General features: G+C 52.8%; 9 protein-coding genes, 4 pseudogenes and 1 riboswitch. Of the genes and pseudogenes, 9 read left to right on the forward strand and 4 right to left on the reverse strand.

Annotated elements, in window-relative coordinates; translation table 11 throughout:
- Nucleotides 1-245: 245 nt before the first annotated feature.
- The 6 genes and pseudogenes from ACUXV1_RS20205 to ACUXV1_RS20230 all read left to right on the forward strand — a co-directional run.
- A complete protein-coding gene (locus ACUXV1_RS20205; protein ID WP_043638917.1) occupies nucleotides 246-1,832 on the forward strand; it encodes a methyl-accepting chemotaxis protein in 1,587 nt (528 codons plus the stop codon).
- 551 nt (nucleotides 1,833-2,383) lie between these two features.
- Nucleotides 2,384-2,557, forward strand: a riboswitch (M-box (ykoK) riboswitch).
- Nucleotides 2,558-2,639: 82 nt separating this feature from the next.
- Nucleotides 2,640-3,662, forward strand: a complete 1,023-nt coding sequence (locus ACUXV1_RS20210; RefSeq protein ID WP_081556785.1) for a magnesium transporter — start codon at nucleotides 2,640-2,642, stop codon at nucleotides 3,660-3,662.
- A gap of 267 nt (nucleotides 3,663-3,929) precedes the next feature.
- Nucleotides 3,930-4,790 (forward strand): hypothetical protein, encoded by an 861-nt coding sequence (locus ACUXV1_RS20215; RefSeq protein WP_081556786.1) that lies wholly within the window; start codon nucleotides 3,930-3,932, stop codon nucleotides 4,788-4,790.
- Nucleotides 4,791-5,093: 303 nt separating this feature from the next.
- Nucleotides 5,094-5,888, forward strand: coding sequence for an ATP-dependent nuclease (locus ACUXV1_RS20220; protein WP_446016324.1), 795 nt, complete (start codon nucleotides 5,094-5,096; stop codon nucleotides 5,886-5,888).
- The gene (locus ACUXV1_RS20225) at nucleotides 5,885-7,615 is read left to right on the forward strand and encodes a UvrD-helicase domain-containing protein (RefSeq protein WP_446016325.1); all 1,731 of its coding nucleotides are present in this window, start codon (nucleotides 5,885-5,887) and stop codon (nucleotides 7,613-7,615) included. Before ACUXV1_RS20220 ends, ACUXV1_RS20225 begins: the two co-directional genes overlap by 4 nt.
- A gap of 282 nt (nucleotides 7,616-7,897) precedes the next feature.
- Nucleotides 7,898-8,703, forward strand: a pseudogene (locus ACUXV1_RS20230) (transposase); the annotation flags it as partial.
- Between the two features lie 1,266 nt (nucleotides 8,704-9,969).
- Here ACUXV1_RS20230 and ACUXV1_RS20235 read toward each other — a convergent pair.
- Entirely contained in the window at nucleotides 9,970-10,428 is a 459-nt protein-coding gene (locus tag ACUXV1_RS20235; RefSeq protein ID WP_446016326.1) for a MarR family transcriptional regulator, read from the reverse strand.
- Between the two features lie 817 nt (nucleotides 10,429-11,245).
- Between ACUXV1_RS20235 and ACUXV1_RS20240 the strand changes: the two are divergent.
- Nucleotides 11,246-11,385 (forward strand): annotated as a pseudogene (locus ACUXV1_RS20240) (transposase); the annotation flags it as partial.
- Nucleotides 11,386-11,592: 207 nt separating this feature from the next.
- Here ACUXV1_RS20240 and ACUXV1_RS20245 read toward each other — a convergent pair.
- On the reverse strand, nucleotides 11,593-11,916 hold the full coding sequence (locus tag ACUXV1_RS20245; protein WP_446016362.1) for an IS3 family transposase: 324 nt from the start codon (nucleotides 11,914-11,916) through the stop codon (nucleotides 11,593-11,595).
- 396 nt (nucleotides 11,917-12,312) lie between these two features.
- Here ACUXV1_RS20245 and ACUXV1_RS20250 point away from each other — a divergent pair, with 396 nt between their 5' ends.
- Nucleotides 12,313-12,579: a Y-family DNA polymerase gene (locus ACUXV1_RS20250; protein ID WP_446016327.1), complete on the forward strand. Its 267-nt coding sequence runs from the start codon at nucleotides 12,313-12,315 to the stop codon at nucleotides 12,577-12,579.
- Nucleotides 12,580-13,844: 1,265 nt separating this feature from the next.
- Here ACUXV1_RS20250 and ACUXV1_RS20255 read toward each other — a convergent pair.
- Nucleotides 13,845-14,636 (reverse strand): substrate-binding periplasmic protein, encoded by a 792-nt coding sequence (locus ACUXV1_RS20255; protein ID WP_446016328.1) that lies wholly within the window; start codon nucleotides 14,634-14,636, stop codon nucleotides 13,845-13,847.
- A gap of 349 nt (nucleotides 14,637-14,985) precedes the next feature.
- Between ACUXV1_RS20255 and ACUXV1_RS20260 the strand changes: the two are divergent.
- Nucleotides 14,986-15,765: pseudogene (locus tag ACUXV1_RS20260) on the forward strand (IS5 family transposase).
- A 32-nt stretch (nucleotides 15,766-15,797) separates the two neighbouring features.
- Here the strand turns inward: ACUXV1_RS20260 and ACUXV1_RS20265 are convergent.
- Nucleotides 15,798-15,911: pseudogene (locus ACUXV1_RS20265) on the reverse strand (transposase); the annotation flags it as partial.
- Nucleotides 15,912-15,967: the final 56 nt, after the last annotated feature.

Here is a 15,967-nt window from a genome sequence, read left to right on the forward strand (position 1 = left end):
CATGGATTTTCACTTTTATCAAAACCGCATCAAACTTTGCCGCATGACGCTGCGCTTTTGTTCTATATCACCATTGGGGGCCACCAAGGCGAAACTTCATCTCAATCAATCAAATAGCGCGGCAAACAACGGATTTCGCCTGGGTTGACCCGAATTGAATGATCACTACCGGCGCCGCTGGCGGACCGTCACGCCGATCCGCCTCCCGCGCCGTTTTCCGGCTACGTCAAGCAGGAGGTCCGGCAATGAGAAGCAACCTTCCCGTGGATGGCACCGAGGTATTCTTGCTGCCCCACCGCCCCATCGTCACCAAGACCGATCTAAAAGGCCAAATCACTTACGCCAATCGCGCCTTCATCGACATTAGCGGTTTCAGCGAAGAAGAGCTCATTGGGCAGCCGCACAATATCGTGCGCCACCCGGACATGCCTCAAGCCGCTTTCGACGACTTATGGACCACCATCAAGTCCGGCCGCCCATGGAAGGGGCTGGTCAAGAATCGCACCAAGCAAGGGCATTTCTACTGGGTGGAAGCTTACGTCACGCCGATCTGCGAAGGCGGCCGGCCAGTGGGTTATATGTCGGTGCGCAGCGCGCCGTCCAAACAACAGACCATCGACGCCGAACAACTTTACGCCCGTGTCCGCGAGCGCCGCCAAGCGTTTCCGGAAACTCGTCACGCCGCCCCGCCGGCAACCGCCTGGCTTTTACTATGCGCGCAATTGCCCTCCGCGGCCCTGATCCTGAGCGGCGCGGCTAGCGACGGCGCCTTGCGCCTGACGCTGCTGGCGCTGGCGGCGGCATGGACCTTGGCCGCCGCCTACTTGGCCGGGCGTTGGCTGGCACGGCCGATAGACGCGGCGCGGCACGCGCTGATGCGGCTGGCCGAAGGCGACTTCAGCACCCAGATACCGGCCTCCGGCCCGCGCGAACCCCGCGCGGTGCTGGATGAAATGGAAACCTTGCGCATCCATTTGCGCGCCATTCTCGCCGATGTCGTCGCCGGCGCCGAGGACGTCAGCGAGGCCGCCACAGCCACCCACGCCGAAGCCGAATCGTTGAACGCCCGCGGTGAAACCACTTTGGAGGGCATCACCCGGGTGGCGGCCGCCTTGCAGCAGCTGTCCGTGTCGGTCAACGAGATTTCGCAGTCCACCCGCACCGGCGCCGAGTTCGCAGACCAAGCAACCGAGCTGGCCAGCCAGGGCGAAGCTCAGATGAGCGACACCCGTCAGGCGGCTCAGGCGGTGGTCAGCGAGGTGTCCTGCACGCGCGACATCATCATCAAGCTGGAGCAATCGGTGGAATCGATCAACACCGTCACCGGCGTGATCAAGGACATCGCCAACCAGACCAATCTATTAGCCTTGAACGCGGCGATAGAAGCGGCGCGCGCCGGCGAGCAAGGCCGCGGTTTCGCCGTGGTGGCCGACGAAGTGCGCAAGCTGGCGGAACGCACCGCCGGCAACACGCTGGAGATCGAACAATCGGTGTCCTTCCTGCGCGAACGCTCGCAGGAGGCGCTGGAAGAAGTGAAGGCCGCGGTGAACAAAGTCCACACCGCCGAGGAAACCATACAAGCCGCCGCCCAAGGGCTGGAGGCAATCCGCAACGCCAATGAGAAGGTGGCGGAGTCGTCCTCCAGCGTGGCCAATATGCTGCAACAGCAGTCATCCGCTTCCACCGAAGTGGCTCAGAACATGGAAACCATGAGCACGCTCACCGAACAAAACAGCCACAGCATTGCCGCTACCCTGCAGGTGGCGCAGAAGCTGCAGACCACCGCCAGCGATCTGCGCCGTCTGGTCAGCCAATTTGAAAAACACATGTAATTGGCATCAGACCTGCGGCCGCATGGCATGTTTGTGGAAAATTTCCATGCAAACCAGTTTTATTACACAAACTGTGAAAAATTACGGAACTACTTGATAACCATTCTTTCATAACCGTTATTCGTCGCGGCGCTATTGCACTGCACCATGACACCCGTCGCGACGAAGACGGCGCAGGCAGGCGGCGCACGCCGCCCGCCCGCGCTCCCTATAAAGCGTGTTCAAAGTCTCTTGAGCAGGAACGAGATAAGGCAATGTGGCTGAAGAAGCGGAATGTACATGCGGTACATCAGCATTTGGGTACTGCACTCACCGTGCCATGTCTCACGAAGCGCGGCAGGCATTGAACAGGTTCTAAACCGTGGTTCTACAAAACAGGGAGGTGATCATCCAGTAAAACCGCGCCCAACGCGACGCGCCGCCACTAGAGCGGTGTCGAGTCCGGCGCAGGAACCGCCCGGCAGCAAGCCCGGCCTTCCATTCAGAGCCGCATACATGATCCAGCCCAAGCCGCCACACGGCCTGCGGGCAAAAATCAACGGTTCTCAGATGCAGTGTCTCGTTCGGCGAGGCTCCTATGCAAACACAGGTCACTGATCTGACGACGTCGAGAGACGCCCAAGGTTAGGACAGGCTTTATCGGATTAAGGTATAGCCCAAAGTGACTTCCCGCATGCAAGCGGGATACGTTGCATAGTGCCAAAACTTAGACGCGGAGATAGCTTTTCTGCACTCTCTCTTCTGGTTTACGCCCCCATTGTGACAACTGTTTGTGGTTATAAAACAGCTAACGGGGAATACCTCAAAATGTCTTTTGCAAGCATCACCCTGCCTACCGCTCAGGCAAACGAAGTCAATCTGAAAGAAACCGTCGCCTCCTACATGAGCGACTCGCTGATCACCCTCAGCCGCGACATGAAAGTCAGCGAAGCGCGCGAGCACATGCTCAAACAGCTGCGCGACGAAGACATTCCCGCCCAGATTTTCGTCATAGACGGCAGCCGCTTCCTGCATGGTCAGCTCTCGGTCAAGCGCCTGCTGACCGAAACGGACCTGAATCTGTCGGTTTCCGCGCTGATGGGCCCCACCTCCTTTGTCGTCGAGCCTAACCAACAGCGCCGCGACATCGTGCCGGAACTGATAGACAAGGGCGTGGATCTCGCGCCGGTGGTCAGCGGCGGCAAACTGCTGGGCGCCCTCTACGAAAAGGAAATCGCCGCGCTGATCCGCGACGAAGGCACCGACGACGCTCAACGCCAGGGCGCCAGCCTGCCGCTGGAAACCTCCTACCTGGAAAGCTCCCCATGGAGCTTGTGGAAAAAGCGCCTGCCCTGGCTGTTGCTGCTGTTCTTCGCGGAAGCCTACACCAGCACCATCCTGCAAGTGTTTGAAGAACAGCTGGAAGCCGCCATCGCACTGGCCTTCTTCATCCCGCTACTGATCGGCACCGGCGGCAACAGCGGTACCCAGATCACCTCCACCCTGGTGCGCGCGATGGCGATGGGCGAAGTCAGCCTGCGCAACATCGGCACGGTATTGCGCAAAGAGGTGACCACGTCCTTCATGATCGCGCTGGCCATCGGCATAGTGGCCTGGATACGGGCCTGGATGCTGGGGGTGGGCAACGAAGTGGCCTTGGTGGTGTGTCTGACGCTAATCGCCATCACCATCTGGAGCGCCATCGTCTCCTCCATTATTCCGATGTTACTGAAGAAAATGCGCATCGACCCGGCCGTGGTGTCGGCGCCTTTCATCGCCACCTTCATCGACGGCACCGGTCTGGTGATTTACTTCAACATCGCCATGTTGGTGATTTCCGACCTGGCCTAAGCGCCCCCCTTCCGGCGCGCTACCACGCGCCGCCGCAAACCGCGCCCGCCAAGCCCATCCTCTGGATGAGGACTTGCCGGGCGCGCACCGTATGTGCGCGAGACTTTGAACACGCACTTAGGCCAGTTTGTCCGCTTCGTGGTTTTTATCACGCTGCCGCCAAGTTGTTCTTAGCGATTCAGCATGCTAGTGTCCTGATAAATTTAAATAATCAAGGCATACGCCAGCACCTCATTTCATCTCAACGCCACTTAAACGGCCTCTTTCATGACCCATTCAAACCGTAACCGCTTCGCCGCCGCGCTGGCGCTGGCTGCCGCGCTGCCGCTGGCGGTCCACGCCGAAACCTTCGACCTGGGCGCCATCCTCAAGGACGGCATCAAGAAGGCGCTGCAAAAAGACCCCGCCGCGGACGGCGCCGCCGCCCCGCTTACCCCCGGCGTCTACGACGGCTCCGACAAACAGTTCGAACGCACGCTGACCATACGCCCCAACGGCAAGTTCGAACTGGAAGTCATGCAAAAAGGCAAACCCGGCCAACTGCGCTCCGGTTCCGGCAGGGGGCAATTGCAGGCCAATGGCGGGCAGTGGCGCTATAGCGAGGGCATCTGCACGATGAGCGTGCAGCCCCAAACAGCCGCAGTGCAAGTGCAGATGGACCGCTGCGCCAGCACCTTTGGCGATGTGCCCTTCGACGGCGTTTATCGCCAGGCCAAAACCGCCGCTGGCGCCCAAGCCGGCGCCGGCAAGAACAAGGCCCTGGCGGCGCAGCTGAGCTGCCACAATCTCAATCTGAGCGACAACGGCGTCGCCAAACTGCTGGCCGCCGCCACCGGCTCAACGCCCAACCAGGTATGGGAACATGAGCTGGCCTTGCCCAGCGGCTATGACTACGGCGATTTGCCGATTCGCTCGGCGCAGTTGTCCGAGGCGGACGGCGGTTTCCTGGCCCTGTTCGTGGACGGCGACGCCGCCGCCATCAAGAGCGCGATCAAGAAAACCCAGCGCAAAAGCAGCAGCGCGGCGATGTTGAGCAAGGTGGGCGAAAGCTATCCCTTCCCGGGAAAACCCAACGGCCTGCCCTATGTGCTGTGCCGGAGCAAGGCGGTTCAACACGGGCTGTATTGACGCTTGCTCCAAACGACAATGGCCCCGGCAAACGCCGGGGCCATTTGTGGGCGACAGCATAAGCTTCGACTTAAAACTCATAAAAATCAAAGCCTTACAAAAACCCTAACCAGCATAAGCTGCAACTAATTGCCGGCAAAAGCTGCGATTTTCTCCTGCAATTTACGCATAAGTTGCGATTTTCCCCATTGGGGAGATCCTTTTGACCATGAAAAATCATAACAGCATGATTTAAAACAAAAATTTTTTAGCAAAATATCGATATCAGTTTTGGATTCTAGTCACTTGTGATGATCAGGGATTTTGGCGGGAGGCGTTTTCCCACGCAACATTGAGTTTAAGAAGGGCAAGCGCGAGAAGCTCGAACGCTATCTAGACGTCACACGCGCTGAGCTGTTTTTCGCGCGTCGAGTCATCTTTGTTGAAGGTGCAGCTGAGTTGATGATGGTCGACGCGCTGGCCAAGCGCATCGGATGCGACCTGCGCCAACATGGTGTGAGCTTGATCAGTGTGGAAGGTTTGAACTTCGATTCGTTCCTACCACTGTTCGGTAACAATGCATTGAAAATTCCGGTTGCGGTCTTGACCGACGCCGATCCCGTCGTACCCAAGCCAGCGAAAGCTGCCGGACCGGTGGGGGCCGTGACTGTCGGCCCCAGAGATCAACCCGAGGACGAGGACGACGATGCAGAGCCCGTGTACCCGGCGACAGGTGACGTGATCACCGTATCTGCAAACACTGCCAAGATGAAAGCCTGCGAGGACGTATATGTGAAGGTGTTCTACGGCCTCAAAACCTTCGAATACGACCTGGCCCTTGAGCCAGCCAATAGGGAGCCGATGCTGGCTGCGCTGAAGGAACTGCATCCAAAGATCGCTGCCGCCTTGGCTGCGACCGTTAACGCTGCAGCTGACGACGCGGGCAAGGCGAAGGCGCTGTTTTGTGGCATGTTCGAACGGCCAAGAAACAACGTGCAAAAGGGCAGCTTCGCCCAGGCGCTTGCGCAGGTCATTGCAGATCCCAAACTGCCATTCACCATTCCGGCCTACATACAGGGCGCGATTAAGCATGCCTGCCAGGTTGCCAGCAAGCCATGAGCGCGCTAACACCAGAGCAACAAGCAGTCGTCGACGCCCCTATGGTGCCCCTGTGCGTCATTGCGTGCGCGGGTAGCGGCAAGACCAAGACGGCAGTGCAGCGCCTCGTCCAGATGCGCCGTAAACTCGGTAACGCGCGCGGGCGCGTCGCACTGCTGTCGTTCTCCAATGTGGCCGTCGACACATTCCGCAAGGCCTACGACGTGCTGGCTCGCGACCTTCCAGCAGGCGTTGGCCGGGACAGGGTGGAGATTGACACGCTGGACGGTTTCATTACCAGTACCATTCTTCGCCCTCACGGACATCGCACGATGGGGTCATCCCAGGCGGCCTACCTCGTGACCGGCGGCGAGACGTTCCTTGGCGGCTTCACGTTCAAGACTCCAACGTATCCTATGCCTATCACGGAGCTGAACGTCGCTCTCATCGAGGGTAAGGAGTGCTTCTACTACAGGCGCAACGACGACCTCGAGTTGGTGGCCAATAGGGTGGCCCGCGACCTCATCGGCCGCCTTGGCAAGACCGGCGCGTACACCCACGATCTCGGACGCTACTGGGCGTACCGGGCACTGAAAGAACGCCGGGAGCTTCTGAAGGTAGTAGTTCGCCGATACCCGCACATTTTGATCGACGAGGCTCAGGACATCGGTACGGTTCACCAGGCCATCCTGCAGTTGCTGATTGATGCCGGTGCGTGCGTGACCCTCATCGGCGACCCCAACCAGGGCATCTACGACTTCGCAGGCGCAGACGGCAAGTTCCTGAGTGAGTACCACCAGCGCCCAGGTGTGCTGCCGTATTCCTTGACACGCAATTTTCGGTCGGTGCCCCAGATTGTCAGCCTCGCCAATGTGCTGAGCGGGCGCGATGACGCGGCCGAGCGAGCCGCCCCCACCACACTGCATGGTGCCTTCTTCACGGGGTACAAGCGTGGCCAGCATGCCCAGCTGATCACTGCTTTTCAGGGGGTGCTAGCGGTCGCGGGGGCCGAAGCCAAGCGTTCAGCCGTGCTCTGCCGTGGTCGCGGCTTGGCTGAAGGGGTACGTGGCGACGCGGCGCCAGTGGGACAAGGCACGCTGAAGGTTTTTGCGGCGGCCGCCGTGTTGCGAGATCACAAGAAGGACTTCCTGAGCGCTTTTCAGCGCGTGGCCATTGGCGTCGCTGCATTACTGGACAGGCCGCCGCATGGTTTCGTTAACTACGTCACTCAGCCAGGAGCCCCACCGGCCAAGCTCCCAGAGGCACGCGCGTTGCGGCGCGAGATTTGGGCCTTCACGCGCGATCCGAAAGTCGGGTTGCCATCGGCCTCCCTGACCGCTGACACGCAATGGCATCCGCAGTTCGTGGCCAACATCAAGAGCTTGCTCGACAAGCTCCAGACCAAGTTCGGACTAACGCCCGCCGCTAACATCGGCCTTAAGTTGAAGAAGACCGGCCTGCCAAATGCTGCTCTGTCTAGCGGCAAGGATTTAGTCGATGACGAGGCGGCATCACTGCGAGTAGACACCGTGCATCAAGCCAAGGGAGAAAGTCTGGACGCCGTCCTCTTCATGACCCTCAAGGACCACGCCGAGGAACTGCTCGCGGGCGTGGGCACGGAAGTCGGGCGCATCGGGTACGTCGCATCCACTCGCGCCCGAAATCTCCTATGGGTGGCAGTTCCGAATAACGCGCTGAAAGATCTGCGCCCCCTATTTGAGGCGAAGGGGTTTAAGGAGGTTGGCTGATGGTGGTGGGCGGTATCCACGGGTTTGATAACAGGTGACCAATCCCGAGCTGCAGCGGCCGTTGGCATCCAGGGCAAGGTTGAGTGGCAGCTTATCCGCAAGCATTGCGAATGCACTTGGCCTGTCACCATTGACTGCTAGTGAGTTAGCGAGGGATCGTAAACGTCATGAACCGATGGCAGGCGCGGTAACGCATTTCCCTTGACCTCCTCCCGCAAAAACGTAGCGGCGAAAAGTAAAGATTTCTGGCAAATTTAAGCCCATCCGGGCAGGAGGTTTGTCATGAAAAAATCGAAGTTCACCGAAGAACAGATCGCCTTCGCATTGCGCCAGGCGGAATCCGGCACCACCGTCGCCGAGGTCTGCCGCAAGATGGGTGTCTCTGAAGCCACCTTCTACATCTGAAGAAGAAATACGGCGGCCTGGGTGTCAGCGAGCTGCGCCGCCTGAAACAACTGGAAGAAGAGAACGCCCCAAGCGCATGGTCGCTGACCTGAGCCTGGACAAGCAGATGCTGCAGGAAGTCATCCAAAAAAAGCTGTGAGGCCGGCCCGCAAACGCGAGTTGGCCAACTTCCTGATTGACGCGTACCGCGTCAGCATCGGTCGCGCCACCGCAGTCATTCAACTGCGGCAAGCTAGCTATTTTTATCGCCCTCATCCTCGAGACGATCGCACGGAGCGACAGCGGATCCGCGAGATCGCCGCCACGCGTATTCGTTATGGCGCGCGCCGCATCCACGTCCGCTACGACGTGAGGGCTGGCAGATCAATCACAAGAAGACCTACCGGATTTACTGCGAGGAAGGTCTGAACCTGCGGCGCAAACGGCTCAAGCGGCGAGTGGCGGCCGCGCACCGGCAAGCCCGGCCGGCCGTCTCCAGTTTGAATGCCTGTTGGAGCATGGATTTCGTCGCCAATCAGCTGTTCAATGTCCAGAAAATCCGGGCCTTAACTGTAGTGGATAATTTTAGCCGGGAGAGCCTGGCGATCACGGTGGATTTCGCGCTGAAAGCCGCGGACGTGGTTGCTACGATGCGGCATGTTCAAGTCTTGCGCGGGACACCACAACGGATTCAGGTCGACAACGAACTAACTGCAAGTGGTTATTCCATCGTCAGGCCACACTGATCCTCAGACGAGCAATCGTCTGTGCTTCCACCCTTTGACGGGAATCCCGCTGACCATAATAAACATAGGATCCAGCCAGCGGCTGGCCCTGACCTAACCTAAAACAGCATAGAAGTCCCGGTGGAAGGCCCAAGCATTATCTACGAGGTCATAGTTGCCTCAATGGCCAGCGCGAGAGAGGTCGATCCACCGGGTAAAGCGTGTTCGAAATAGCCTTGATACATGGTGCGGGTCTTCAGTAGTCCATAAGCCACCCTCCCCATTTTGGCGGCAACGGCGGTCAGCGCCCATCGGTTCAAGTCGCTCGGAAAGGATGTGGATCTTGACGATGGTTGACCACTATTCTGCAGGTACTATGGCAGCGAGTTTATATCGATGGCGCTGGATCAATGGGCATAACCCCGAGCGAGTTCCGACTTGCTCATCTTTAAGCCGGAAATCTCCAGCTTAGACCGCCGGTTAGTCGGGAGGAGGTCAACTCTAAAGCCCCCTGCTACTGAAGGCGGGGGGGGGGACGTCGCTCTATCTCACACCGAAACGCGTCCAAAGACCTCGTGACTGACAGCTTCTCCCAGATAGCTATAGTGGTGATCTCAATTGTAATAATTGTCGATATAATTTAATAATTTGAGATTAGCCAAGATGCGATTTTTGCAAATTCTCTTGCTTACAAAGTTTAATGTGAATCGATATTTTTTAGACTTGTGTTCAAAGAAGCATTTACTTATAGTCACACTTAATCAGGACATCAATTAGAGTAATTAACAAAATTATTGATGCAGTGCTGCGCCAACTTGCCGTGATCAAGTACCGTCTGCGCAGGGACACCTTGCCTTAACCGTGAAGCTGATTTATTTAAAGCCACCCCTAACCATCCGGAATGGTCTTTAAAAAAACATAAAATTTGGCAAAAAATTTAACCAAGAAGAGACTTATTTTTTTGGCCAGCCTGTTTACTTAAAACCAAGTAATATAACTCAATTTTTAATAAGTTTATTTCTAACCTTAAAAAATTAACCTCACCTTCTAATGCCATTTCTCTAATCGAGGGGTTTTGAATTTTATCAAGGCATATGTGCTGGGGATTTTTTTTACTCATCAGTATTTACTCAAGAAATATGTCTTTGAAAGATACCCCACCTATAACTAAGAGACATCTCAAACTACAGCCATGACGTTTGATTGATGCAAAATATTTGCATTTTAGTTTTTACTTAAAATTTACTATAAAATTTTACAGCTAATATCTCGACTAATTTGTTCGGTCAATTTTTCTAACTGATCTAGTAAAGTTATTAGCTGCTGAGCTTTATGTTTTGTAAAAAAAAATTCAATTTTTTCATGGTAAACATCTAATGCAGGAGAGACTTTAGCTAATATTTCTCGGCCACTTTCTGTTATAGAAACTTTAACTCGTCGTTGGTCAAAATCGTCCCTATGACGGTAAACTAACCCCGAGCTTTCCATGCGCTTTAAAATCCCGGTGAGGCTTGGTGAAAAAAAATTACAATGCTTTGCGATAACTCCGGTATCAACTGTCCCATGTACCCCCAAAATTTCCAGCACTCTCCATTGCTGTTCGGTTAAGCCAAGCTTACCTAAAAGCTGGCGACAATATGATACGTAAGCTCCCCGTGTTATTTGTAATTTCTGGGGAATATATAAAGTTTCTATATTTTTCATTTTATGCTAGCTCCAAAATTTTTTAGATTCCAATCAAATGCAATAAAATTATTGAGACTTAAATATCATTTATTTTTAGCCTAAAAAAGGTAAATTTTTATAGACAGGAAGATGATTTATAAATTAATTTGACTTGCCCTTGGATGGCTTAGCCAAAATTTATTAAAAACTCTAGTGTATGTTGGATTATATGGATATCGATAACAATCTATCCTATGACGCCTCTAGTAATATCATATGAGTTACAGACTACATCCTTGTATAAACTATCAACACAGATTTATTTTACATAAAAAATACATGATTAAGTCAATTTCAATCATGAATCAACAGCCACTTTTGCCAAATATTTTCATTATGGTATTTGATATAAAATGAGTAGACTAGTGTTTTATAATTAAAAATTACCCGAATTTTTTACTAAGAACCCCTTGCTATTAAGAATAAAAATCAAAAGAAAGCTCATTTTTACAGTAAATCAATTCTTTTTAGATAGTTTTTCAACGTAGTTAACCAATTTGTATAGGAAAATTTTACTTGTGACAGATAAACATACAAAACGAATTTACGATAAACTCTAACAATGGGGAAAAATTTTCCACTGATTTCGATTTAAAATAGGCTAACGACCCTTAGGCAAGATGATTTTATTATTATTAATTACGGCTTCGAAAAACATTTAAAAATTTAACCCAAAGCCACCACCGAGACCATCGGTAATCACTTAAATTTTAAGAAGACACCTGGTTTTTTCAACACAATAGTGGACTGAGTTAGCCGCTGAAAGCGTTCTCATATTAATAATTTGAGCATGGGGATGTCCACGAGCACACAGCGTTTCACCCCTGAAATCAAAGAAGAAGCCGTCAAACAAGTAACTAATTGCGGTTACTCTGTTGCCGAATCCTCCCCCGATTTGGGGTTTCCAGTCACAGCCTCAAATGGGTGAAAGTGATCACTATAGTGAATTGCCGCGTTACACCGTGACGATACCCCTATTCATCCAATGCCCAACAGGTAAACTTTGGGCTATTGTTAACCTAGATCAGATTCGAATACCACACAGTGCGACGTAACTGGTCTAAAACCCGCGCGACACGCCGCCCAGGTAACGAGTAGTCACCTCGATCCACACCGATTCACACTTCCAGGTATCCACCACTATCAGGGCCCTGATGCGACGACCATTCCACAGGGTGTCCGAAACGAAATCCATCGCCGAGGGCTGCGGTCTTGTCCTTCCGGCATTGGCTGTACCACCCAGAGATGGCTTGGTCGCTTCTTGCGTCGCCGCAACCGCAGTAACAAGCCCTCTTCCTTATAGATCTGCACGACTCGCTTGTGGTTTGGCCAGCCCTCGCGGCGCAACAAGGAATGCAGCCGTGGTGAGCCAAAGCGCCGGCGTCGATCAGCCAGTTCACGCAACCTTACCCGCAATGCCGCATTACGATCTTCTGCAGGCTTGCGACGAAAGGTCTTTCGCGTCACCAGCAACAAGCGACATCCCCGACGTTCAGAGATATCGTGCCTGACGATGAGTTGCCAGCGGCATCACGGCGCGGGCCGGGCCGCATCATTTTTTGTGACGACCTCTTTGAGCATCTGGATATCTAACGCCTGTTCGGCCACGAGCACTTTCAACCGATTGTTCTCATATTCCAGCCGCTTTAGCCGCCGTGATTTGCCCCCCTCAGACACATCCATACCGCCGAATTTGGCCAGCCATTTAAACGCGCTAACAAAACCCCTGATCCTGCGTTGCGTCTCCTTGTCGTACCACTTGTACTGCCTGCGTCGGCGCGCCTTGCCTCAGCCGTAACACTGATTTTTGTTAGCCGCTCTAAGTGTTCCCACCACGCCGGATTCGCGCCATTCCACCCAGCGATGCCATCTAGTTACACCCAAGTCGACTGCAATTCCTTTTACGCTTCCCGCGAGCGGGTGTTCAACCCTGGTCTGGCCGGCTTGCCCATTGTCGTGTTGTTCAACAACGACGGCAGCATCGTGTCGCGCTCGGCCGAGGCCAAGGCTTTGGGCGTCCCCATGAGCGCGCCTTACTTGTCGAGTTCCGGGAAATACCATTTCAATCGGTCCAGATCGCTGAATTACGATAGGGACTGCAAGCAGGGAAAGGCCAGGAGGTTAAGTTGAGTGGAAGTGTTGGAGTTGCCCGCCCTGTCAAATATTTTCATGGCATGGTCTTGAGTGGTGCCGTAAGAATTAAGTGTTCTCTGATTTTATTGTCGCGTTGCTATTTAGATAATTAAATAAAAAGCTTGTTGAGTTTTAATAAGTAGGCTATGTAATCCAAAGTGTCAATTTTTGCATTGGTAGCAGCGTTTTTAAGGAGAGCTTCGCTCTCCTTTTTTTTATTTGTGGAAGTTCCGATTTGACAGTCAGACCTTGCCGGGAGGTGGAGCTGTCCGTTTTTATAGAGGCGTGAATCTTCATCAAAACAGCGCGAAAGCGGGCGTAGCGCATCGAAGTAGACGATGGCGCATATCGCCTCAAGCGGCCGCTGCTGCCAGTGCGCCCCTTCAAATTTAAGGGAAACCTGATTATCACAGAGTAGTTAGCATATTATATTAACCTAGATGTTGATATCGAAAAATTCATTTAAGCACACTCTAAAAAGACAAGAAGTGTGCCATTGTAATTTATATCGCTCCACTTTAATTAAAATACTTAAAAATAGGCCGCAAACAGCAGTTTGCACGAACATTTAACTAAACGAGCATGACCCAGCATGCGAAGACCAAGCAGCTCTAGTTTACATTGAACTCAATTTATGATTGTTAATAACATACCAACCTCTTCCAACTTTAATTTTACCAAAAATAACACATGGGAATGCCCACAAGCAGCCCCTCTCATTACTCTCCCCAAAAAACTGAGAAGAAGCAGCTAGATCCATTAACGGTCCTCCTCATCCTAAACGCACTAAACAAAGGATATGGATTGAATTTTAATCAGCAACTAAACTCCTTGTTAACAAATGCCATTACCTCGGCCGCGGAGACAAGCAGTGCTAATTTTCATGCTTTTAGCTTTCCCAGTACGAACACCGTGAGTTTGCTGCAAAAACAACTCCCTTCCATGCAATATAGTCAAGGATTATCGGATAAAGCAGCCATGGCCTACACTCAAGTGTCGTCAATGTCAGGTGCCGCTATTGGCAATACAGCAGGACTCAGCGTGAGCGTTTGACGCCCTCTCTTCTAGAGGGCAAGGCAACACCGACACCCCAGTATATGAGTAACAAGACTTTTAGAGTCCGGAGTTAATTTGACTTCCTTCCAACCAACCGAGCGGCCTGCTTGCCTATCCGACAGTGAACGGTTTCAGGAAGCGGGTCAGCAATCGTCCGGGACTGGACACCTAGTCCTGGAGGAAGTCAAGCGAAAAGGCGCAGTCCCTCAGTGAAAGACTTGCTCTTTTTGATATGCTAAATTAGAAACATGGTATTTTTTGTAGATAGCCTTAAGTTCACCAGATCTTTTCAATTTACTTATGCCATCTTCAAATAAATTCACCAATTCTGGAATGCGTCGCACAGATGTGGGTGGAAAGGCTAGATATAGGTAATATGATGATATGCAACCTTTGTTTTTCAGGCCATTTAGTAGTTTGTTGCCATCTTGCTTGGTTTTTTCAAAACTGATAGGGTCTGCCCACATAGCAATAGCACGGTTGGCGTTAACCATGCTAGCTGCGCGAGACATATAATTGTTGTCGTAATTAAATTCCAAGAAATTTTTTTTATACGCCCCAACTCCAATTGATTTCTCCAAGTCCAACCGGTTTCCAAATCCGATATAACTGATAAATGTACCGTTTTTTACATCATTAAAGCTACGATAATTCCATTGACTTGTGGACTTGGCATAAAAGCAATTTTGCTGGACTGCAACCGGCGTTTCGGGGAACATCAGGCCTGGTGCCTCATTTTTTCCTGGTGCTAAAAGTCCATCAAGTTTGCCAACTCGTGTATCTGCGACAGCGCGCGCCCAGGGCTTAACAGTAAATTTTGCCGCAATACCGTTTTTTTTGAACGCTTGCTCCACGATTTCCACAATGAAACCTTTATTAGCTGTGCCAACGCACATATATGGACAAAAATCAACCATGCCGATACTCACCTCTGCTGCATGTGCCTTTGTGAACAGCATGATTGTAAATGGCAGCATGTAAAAAAATTGCAACCTCATCAGTTTGCGCGGGATCACCCTTCAAGGGGTGGATGGGTAGGGTGCTACGCATCACGTAGCCGGTTTCCCGCATCTCCTTTCTGAGTCCTACCTTACAGCATAATTAGAGTCCTCGGTTGCACGCTTTCAGGTAGCAAAACTGCTACTTTACGAGAAGGTTTGGGGGCTTGCTTAGGCCTTATCTTCCCAAAATCTAGCTTAGCATTTGGTAAATGCCAAGCTAAAAAACAGAGCAATCACGGTAATTAATTTTTTAATCTGATCTGCCCTCAGGACTAGGGCCAAGACCTACTTAGAGCGGCTAACAAAACCTCTTGATGCCGGATACGTATACCCGCATTTGGCGAAGATGAAACGAAAAGTCGTCAGCCAGAAGCTTTGGAAGTCATTGCAGCCGCTACTCTCCCCACCGCCGCGCTCCCACCGGGGTGGGCGGCCACGGTTGGATGATTTTGCTTCGCTCAACGGCATCTTGTTTGTTCTCACTACCGGTATTCCTTGGGAGGACCTCCCACAGGAGCTCGGTTTTGGCAACGGGATGACCTGCTGGCGAAGACAGCGGGATTGGCAAGCGCTAGGCATTTGGGACCGCCTACACCTAGTCCTGCTGATACAACTGCGCCAACACGATCAAATTGATTGGAGCCGGGCAAGCATTGACGGGGCTAGCGTTGCCAGCCCCCGGGGGGCCAAGAGACCAGTCCCAACCCCACCGATCGAGGTAAATGCGGCAGCAAGCGGCACATCATCGTAGATCGCCGAGGTTTACCACTGGCGCTGTGTATTACCGGCGCCAATCGGCACGATTCCATAGTCTTCGAAACTTTGGTCGATGCGATTCCTGCCGTTCCTGGTTTGCCAGGGCGGCCCAGGCAAAAGCCTTACAAGCTGCATGCAGACAAAGGCTATGACTACCGTCATTGCCGTGAACACCTGAACCGACGCGGAATCTTGGTGCGAATTGCCCATCGCGAAGTGGAAAGCAGCGAAAGACTGGGTCGCTGCCCTTGGGTCATAGACTACCCATTCATGGCTAGCAGGCTTCGGGAAATTGCGCATCCGCTTCGAGCGGCGGCTGGATACGCATTACGCTTTGCTCAAGCTGGCTTTCTCATTGATCTGTGTGTGATTTATCGACAGGTTTTGTTAGCGGGCCTTACAAAACGTGGTATCTGCGATGCCATGCTTGCGGCACAAGTCGGCCATAGATAAGCCAGCTTCGGTTTCTTTCAGGATGGAGATGATTTGTTCTTCGGTGAAACTGGACTTACGCATGCTGGCTTCTTTGAGCTTTCATACTAACGAATTCTTGGGATACCTGCCGAGGGGAA

It is taken from the genome of Chromobacterium sp. W521 (assembly GCF_052805975.1).